Genomic DNA, 6,801 nt, shown 5'->3' on the forward strand with positions numbered 1-6,801 from the left:
AAGTCAATATAGATTTGATTCATTTCAATACTTACAAATCAGTCTCAGCTGTACACTCTTGATAAGTTTCAGTCTTGCAAACGGTTTATTTGTCTATAACTATGTTATAATATAAACAAATTCTAAGACAAATATAGAATAGCAGAAAAGTAAAAGTGGTTTCAAATGTACTTTCCAGCCAGAACAGCCCTTAAACTTTTAATAAATATTACACCCATGAAGAAAGTGATTTTATGAGTCAGCAGAATATCTTGGCCATCATTGAAAGCCATCTTGACAAGATGACCGACTTGGAACAGAGGATTGGTCACTATTTTTTGGATCCAAATAGTATTCAAGAGGATTTATCCTCTTTGCAAGTCGCTCAAACCTTGCACATTTCTCAAGCAGCCTTGACCCGTTTCGCCAAAAAATGCGGCTTTAAAGGTTATCGGGAATTTAGCTTTCAATATTTACAGGACCTACAAAAGGCGCAAACCGATTCGGATAATATGCAAAGCAGCTTATCACGTCATGTCTTGTACAACTACAATCAAATCCACCAGCAGACAAAAGAACTGATAGATGAGGAAAAGCTGGAGCGAGTGGCTCAAATCATAGAAGAGGCAGATCGAGTTTATTTCTTTGGAACAGGGAGCTCAGGCTTAGTAGCACGTGATATGAAGCTGCGCTTCATGAGACTGGGAGTCGTTTGTGAAGCCCTAACTGACCAAGATGGCTTCGCTTGGACAACTAGTATTCTGGACAAGAACTGCCTCGTTATCGGATTTTCTCTATCCGGACAGACCCAGTCCATCATTGACAGCTTGATTGACGCTAAAAATATGGGAGCAAAAACCATCTTGGTAACAGGACAGCCCGAAAAGATTCAAGTAGACTTCACTGAAGTCGTTCCTGTTGCCCTTCAAAGCAAGCCTGAGTTTATCCTGCGAATTTCCGCACAATTCCCCATGCTTCTCATGATTGACCTCATCTATGCCTTTTTCCTAGAGATTAACCGTGAAAAGAAAGAAAGAATCTTTAACAGCTATTGGGAAAACCAGAAATTGAATGGCTACTACCGTCGCAATACCCACAAACGATAAAAACGAATCAGGATTTTCTGACTCGTTTTCTTTTTTGGTCTAACTTTTTCCTCTTTCTTTTACAAGGGAAGGATTGGCCCGTAGATTTCTAATTGGGGCTGAACTTTCTCCATATGAAAAGCATCGTAGGCACGCCACTTTTGATAAGTAGACTGATCCAGTTTGAGGCTACTAAGACCAATTAAAAAACTAGCACTTTTATGAAATCTTTCAAGAGCAATGAGGAGACGGTTATCCAGAGCTTTGGTTTTCTCCAAACTCCTTAAAACTTCTGCCAAGCACTCGTAAAAGCGGATTTCATCACTTGATTGAATTGTCTTCTTTTGAAAATCTTCCATCAAAGAACCTAGAAGCTGAGCAGCTTCCTGAATGAAACTTCTTTCTGCCATTTGATTTTCCTCTTGAAAGACAAGGAACCTGAGAAAAATCTCAGGTTAAGCTTGTCTATTTTTGAAATGATAGTAGGCTCCAAACATACCTGCAGTATTTTGATGATGAGCAAAGGCTAGTTTGGTTTTGTCAGCAATGCTTGGAACCAAAGCATCCTGCAAAGCCGCCTGAATACGCGGTCTAAGAATTGCTTCTTGTCCCATAATTCCGCCTCCTAAGATAACAACTTCCGGATTAACGACATAGCAGATATTGGCAATTCCTTGACCTAGATAGCCAACCATGCAATCGATGCCCTCGATACAGAGTTTATTGCCCTCGGTTGCTTCTTTGAAAATCCGCCGGCCATTCCAATGTTCTGCGTCTTCTCCGTGTAGCTCAGCCACATAGTTGACTAAAGCGGTTGTAGATGCCACATCCTGAAAGGCTCCGTCTGGTAGATGCAGGTAACCGACCTCACAGGCAGAGTTACTAAAGCCATGGAAGACCTGACCATCTACGACCAGACAGCCTCCGATACCTGTACCAATTGTCAAACAAAGAGCAATCTTGGCTCCCTTGCCACTGCCTGACATAGCCTCAGCCAGACCAGCACAGTTGACATCATTTTCAATCTCACAAGGCAGGGAGAATTTTTCTTCCAGCACTTTTTTGAACTGGGTGCCAGCGTAATTAGGAATCTGTGGCCCAGCATAGAAAATTTCACCCTTGTCTGGATCCACCATACCAGCCGAAGAAATACAAATCCCAGCCAGAGGTCCTTTTTCTAAATAGGCTGCAACAATTCCTTCAACCTTTTGCATAATTCCCGGACCGCCTTTGTGGGCCTCCGTCGGCATTTCATGTGCTTCCACCAAGGTTTCCGCCTCGTTGATTAAGCCATACTTGATATTGGTACCGCCAATATCAATAGCAACATAGTGTTTCATAGCACACCTTCTCTCTAGTGTTTATCCTGTTGCTTATAAAAATTGCTCCTTGGTTTGTCTAATCAATTGAGCAGCTTCTTCCACAATTGGCCGATCACTTTCCTGTAGCGGTGTCAGAGGAGAGCGGACAGATCCGATGGCCAAGCCTTCGTTAATTTCCAAAACACCCTTAATAACAGCGTACATATTGCCGCGGGCACTGGTTAATTTTCCGATGATAGCATTTATCGCATATTGCAACTCTTTAGCACGTTCCAATTCCTTGTCAGCAATCAGTTGATTGAGTTTGAGGAAGAGCTCTGGCATAGCCCCGTATGTACCACCGATACCGGCTGCAGCACCCATAAGACGGCCACCTAAGAATTGCTCATCTGGACCATTAAAGACTACATGATCTTCTCCCCCAAGAGCTACAAAGGTTTGAATATCCTGTACCGGCATTGAAGAGTTCTTCACACCAATCACGCGCTCATTCTTGAGCATTTCCTTATAAAGGCTAGGAGTCAAGGCTACACCAGCCAGCTGAGGGATATTGTAAATCACGAAATCAGTATTAGGCGCTGCCGCACTAATGTCATTCCAATACTGGGCAACCGAATACTCTGGCAAACGGAAATAAATCGGCGGAATAGCTGCAATAGCATCGACTCCCAAACTTTCCGCATGACGAGCCAGCTCCACGCTGTCCTTAGTATTGTTGCAAGCCACATGGGAAATGATAGTCAGACGCCCCTTAGCAACTTTCATCACTTCTTCTAAAACCCGTTTTCGGTCTTCTACACTCAGATAGATACACTCGCCCGAAGAACCGTTGACATAAAGACCTTGCACGCCCTTGGCGATGAAATATTCCACTAAAGCGCGAGTCCGCTCCGGGCTGATTTCACCCTCCTCGTCATAGCAAGCGTAGAAAGCAGGAATGACACCTTGGTATTTTTTTAAATCTGACATAGTTTTCTCCTAATGTTTTAGAAATGAGAGGGATGAAAATTATTGTTTCATCCCCACATCTTTTATTTTACAATTTCCGATAATTTAACTTTACGATCTTCAAACATAGACTGAGTACATGCATCTGCTGTTGCAATAGCCTCCAGAGCTGCTTCTCCTGTCAATAATTTTTTGAATTCTTCTGTTACCGGTGCTCCCTGCATGATTTCATGAAGATAACGCATTTCCTTGTCAATAACAGATGATAACCACAATGGGGTACGTTTACCAGGTTTTCCGTAAGCAATCGCTCCATCCATTTCGGTACTATGGTAAATACGAGTACGATCATCATCTTCTTCCTGTGACTCGTGAATTAGGAAGTAACTTTCTTGGCCATCTAATTTGAGAGTTCCTTTACAGTTGAACAAGTCCAGACGAATCGCACCTTTTGTCCCTTGAATCAAGACATAGTGTTCACCCCAGCGATAAGCAGAACCCCATTCTAGCAAAGCAAAACGCTTGTTTGAAAATTCCATATTAACAAAAATCATGTCATCTTCATCCCCAAAGTTTTCTCCCTCATGAGCTACATTGCCGCCAGTCATTGTAACAGTTTCAGGCATCCCACCCATAAGAAATTGAACACAGTCCAATTCATGGATATGGTGATATAAGTGACCACCAGATTTTTCGCGGATTTTCTTCCAAGATACTGATGGTTGTTGCTCCTCCCATCCATTACGAGCTGTATGACAATATAGAACGTCCCCAATCACACCTTGATTGATTAATTCTTTGGCATGATGAACACCATTAAAGAAGTTCATGATATGCCCCGCCATAAAGGTCACATTATTTTCTTTACAAGCGTCTACCATTTCGCGACAATCCTCATAGGAAAGAGCAATTGGTTTTTCACAAAAAACATTTTTTCCATGCTGAGCTGCTTTGATAACCGGCTCTTTATGAAGATTATTTGGAGAAGCTACAATAACACAGTCAACTTCATCGCTAGCCACTAACTCATCTATCGAAGCTGCAACTTTCGCTCCTAACTCTTCAGCTACTGCTTCCGCGTTTTCTGGATCATAAACAATCGTAATCTCTGCACCATCATTTTTTTGCATATAACGAGCCAATTCAGCTCCAAAATATCCTGTTCCTACGACGCCATATTTAACCATTTTTATTCTCCTGTTGTTTAATACAATATCCTATTTTTAAATATTGTTTCGAAATGTCTATTTTACAGACCCTTCTGAAAGACCACTTGCAATCTTATTTTGAATGATTGAGAAGAAGATGATAGAAGGCAATACAACAATCACAGATGCCGCCATCATATCTCCCCAGTCTAGCACCTCTGACCCATTCAATGAACGAAGTGCTACTGCAACGGTCATTTTACTTGTATCGTTAATCAGTATCAATGCATATAAGAATTCATTCCACGCATTAATAAAGGTATAAATCGCTGTTGCAACAATTCCCGGAGCAACGATTGGTAATACCACTTTATAAAAAGTAACAAATTTATTTGCTCCATCAATACGGGCTGCCTCTTCAATCCCAATTGGAACCGTTTGGAAGAAGCCAACCAGCAGCCATACCGCATAAGGTACACTAAATGACAAATAAATGATGATAAGGCCAATGATGCTATTTCCCAAACCTGCTTTTGCAATTGCAATAGAATAAGGTATTGCTAGCAAAATAGGTGGGAAAATATAAGTTGTTACCAAAAGCCGTGACATTATTGCTCCTAGTTTAGGGAAGAAACGAACAATACCATAAGCAGCCATGGAAGAAATAATCGTTGCAATAACTGTTGTGGACAAAGAAATTACTAAACTATTTCGGATATTATCAACGAAATGCAAATCATTAATAACATGCGTAAAGTAGTCTAGCGTAAAAGTCTGAGGCCAGAAGCGAGTTGGGAATTGTGTCAACTCCCCTTTTCCTTTAATCGAAGATATAATAATCCATACAAGCGGGAAGATTGCAACAATTGTTGCAATTATCAAAACTAAATGAGCTCCGATATCTAAGTAGAAATTTGATTTTTTCTTCATTATTTTCTACCCTCCTTTTCCCATTTACTAATTACAGAGAAGTAAATGAAGCAAACTGTCAATAGGAAGATAAAGAGCAATACTGTGACTGCTGAAGCTCGTCCTAATAACTTCGTTCCCCAACCTAAGTTGTAAGCGAAAATCGGCAAGGTCATAGTCGCATTAGACGGACCACCACCAGTAATGAGGTAGATAATATCAAAATTGTTAAAGATCCAAACCGTTCTCAGTACAACTAGCAATCCTACAACGACCTTAATATGCGGAAAAGTAATATGTCTGAACACTTGCCAACTTGTCGCACCATCAATTTTAGCTGCCTCAAACTGCTCCTGAGGAACTGTTTGAAGTGCAGATAAAACATTAACCATAATCATTGGAGCTCCAAACCAGATATTGATAAACACCAAGCAAATAAAGGCCCACGTGCTATCAGTCAGAAAAGCTGGAGCATGCTCCATTAAACCAAGCTTAACAATGATATTTGGCAGATACCCATAGACACCATTTAGAATCCATTGCCATGAAAAAGCAATAACAATTGTAGGAAAGGCCCACGGTACGATTAGCAGCGTCCGATAAAGTTTTTTAAATCGTCGCACTCTATGCAAAGCAAGAGCCAGAATAAATCCAATGATAACTTGTCCAGCTAAGGAAAGGACAGTCCATTTTATTGAATTAAAAAATGCACTAAAAAAGTTAGGGTCTGACAATACTGCTTTATAATTATCCAAACCAACAAAACGATAGTTGGGCATAATTAAATTCTTATTGGTAAAGCTATAAAAGATGCTTGAAAAAAATGGATAAACAAAGAGTAATCCTACGATAATCACCGCTGGTAGTACAAATATCCAACGCGTCAAATTACGATCTCTGACCATCTCTTACCCCTTTCTTTAAAATAAGAGGCTATAGCGCTACTGCACCATAGCCCTAATAATCTAGGTATTATTTCACATCAACTGCAACCGTTTCAAATAAATCGTTTAATTGCTTTTCAGCATCTTTTGCTGCAGCCATAGGGTCTTTCCCATTTGTGATAATATCTTGGAACATTTGTTCAATAATGTGTTGGTTTGTCAACATACCAGCTTCAACACTTGGGCCATTTTCATAACCAATAGCAGTACCTTTTTGAACAGCCTCGTTGATTACTTGTTCAGCATGTTGGAATTTTTGGCGTGTTTCATTTTCCTTATAAGCTGGTAAATCAGAAATACCACTAATCGTTGGCAACATACCAACTGGAGTAGAATCTAAGAAACCAACATAGTTGTCTTGTTCATACAGATATTCTAAAAATGCTTTTGCAACTTCTGGATGTTTAGAATTTTTCCATACAACCATTGGAACATTTGAAGTTTCAATCCCTTGATCTTTATCGGA

Annotated in this window: 7 protein-coding genes and 1 pseudogene; 1 reads left to right on the forward strand and 7 read right to left on the reverse strand. The window is 40.4% G+C overall.

Annotated elements, in window-relative coordinates; all coding sequences use genetic code 11:
* The first annotated feature begins 233 nt into the window (after positions 1 to 233).
* Positions 234 to 1,085: a MurR/RpiR family transcriptional regulator gene (locus tag K4H96_RS00440; RefSeq protein WP_223337829.1), complete on the forward strand. Its 852-nt coding sequence runs from the start codon at positions 234 to 236 to the stop codon at positions 1,083 to 1,085.
* 59 nt (positions 1,086 to 1,144) lie between these two features.
* Here the strand turns inward: K4H96_RS00440 and K4H96_RS00445 are convergent, their stop codons facing one another.
* The 7 genes and pseudogenes from K4H96_RS00445 to K4H96_RS00475 all read right to left on the reverse strand — a co-directional run.
* Positions 1,145 to 1,474: a DNA helicase gene (locus K4H96_RS00445; RefSeq protein WP_223337830.1), complete on the reverse strand. Its 330-nt coding sequence runs from the start codon at positions 1,472 to 1,474 to the stop codon at positions 1,145 to 1,147.
* 45 nt (positions 1,475 to 1,519) lie between these two features.
* Complete coding sequence (locus K4H96_RS00450) at positions 1,520 to 2,404, reverse strand: ROK family protein (protein WP_223337831.1); 885 nt, start codon at positions 2,402 to 2,404, stop codon at positions 1,520 to 1,522.
* Between the two features lie 33 nt (positions 2,405 to 2,437).
* Positions 2,438 to 3,355, reverse strand: a complete 918-nt coding sequence (locus K4H96_RS00455; RefSeq protein WP_223337832.1) for an N-acetylneuraminate lyase — start codon at positions 3,353 to 3,355, stop codon at positions 2,438 to 2,440.
* A 62-nt stretch (positions 3,356 to 3,417) separates the two neighbouring features.
* On the reverse strand, positions 3,418 to 4,521 hold the full coding sequence (locus K4H96_RS00460; RefSeq protein WP_002894435.1) for a Gfo/Idh/MocA family protein: 1,104 nt from the start codon (positions 4,519 to 4,521) through the stop codon (positions 3,418 to 3,420).
* 57 nt (positions 4,522 to 4,578) lie between these two features.
* Positions 4,579 to 5,412, reverse strand: a complete 834-nt coding sequence (locus K4H96_RS00465) for a carbohydrate ABC transporter permease (protein ID WP_002898776.1) — start codon at positions 5,410 to 5,412, stop codon at positions 4,579 to 4,581.
* Positions 5,412 to 6,296, reverse strand: a complete 885-nt coding sequence (locus K4H96_RS00470; protein ID WP_002894433.1) for a carbohydrate ABC transporter permease — start codon at positions 6,294 to 6,296, stop codon at positions 5,412 to 5,414. The genes K4H96_RS00465 and K4H96_RS00470 overlap by 1 nt, the downstream gene beginning before the upstream one ends.
* Before the next feature lie 67 nt (positions 6,297 to 6,363).
* Positions 6,364 to 6,801: pseudogene (locus K4H96_RS00475) on the reverse strand (ABC transporter substrate-binding protein); the annotation flags it as partial.

It is taken from the genome of Streptococcus sanguinis (assembly GCF_020729765.1).
Taxonomy (GTDB): Bacteria; Bacillota; Bacilli; order Lactobacillales; family Streptococcaceae; genus Streptococcus; species Streptococcus sanguinis_Q.

What these genes read in the sequence shown, in the direction of transcription:
- K4H96_RS00470 (WP_002894433.1), bottom strand. Translation starts at nt 6,296, where the DNA reads ATGGTCAGAGATCGTAATTTGACGCGTTGGATATTTGTACTACCAGCG.
- K4H96_RS00440 (WP_223337829.1), top strand. Translation starts at nt 234, where the DNA reads ATGAGTCAGCAGAATATCTTGGCCATCATTGAAAGCCATCTTGACAAG.
- K4H96_RS00465 (WP_002898776.1), bottom strand. Translation starts at nt 5,412, where the DNA reads ATGAAGAAAAAATCAAATTTCTACTTAGATATCGGAGCTCATTTAGTT.
- K4H96_RS00445 (WP_223337830.1), bottom strand. Translation starts at nt 1,474, where the DNA reads ATGGCAGAAAGAAGTTTCATTCAGGAAGCTGCTCAGCTTCTAGGTTCT.
- K4H96_RS00455 (WP_223337832.1), bottom strand. Translation starts at nt 3,355, where the DNA reads ATGTCAGATTTAAAAAAATACCAAGGTGTCATTCCTGCTTTCTACGCT.
- K4H96_RS00460 (WP_002894435.1), bottom strand. Translation starts at nt 4,521, where the DNA reads ATGGTTAAATATGGCGTCGTAGGAACAGGATATTTTGGAGCTGAATTG.
- K4H96_RS00450 (WP_223337831.1), bottom strand. Translation starts at nt 2,404, where the DNA reads ATGAAACACTATGTTGCTATTGATATTGGCGGTACCAATATCAAGTAT.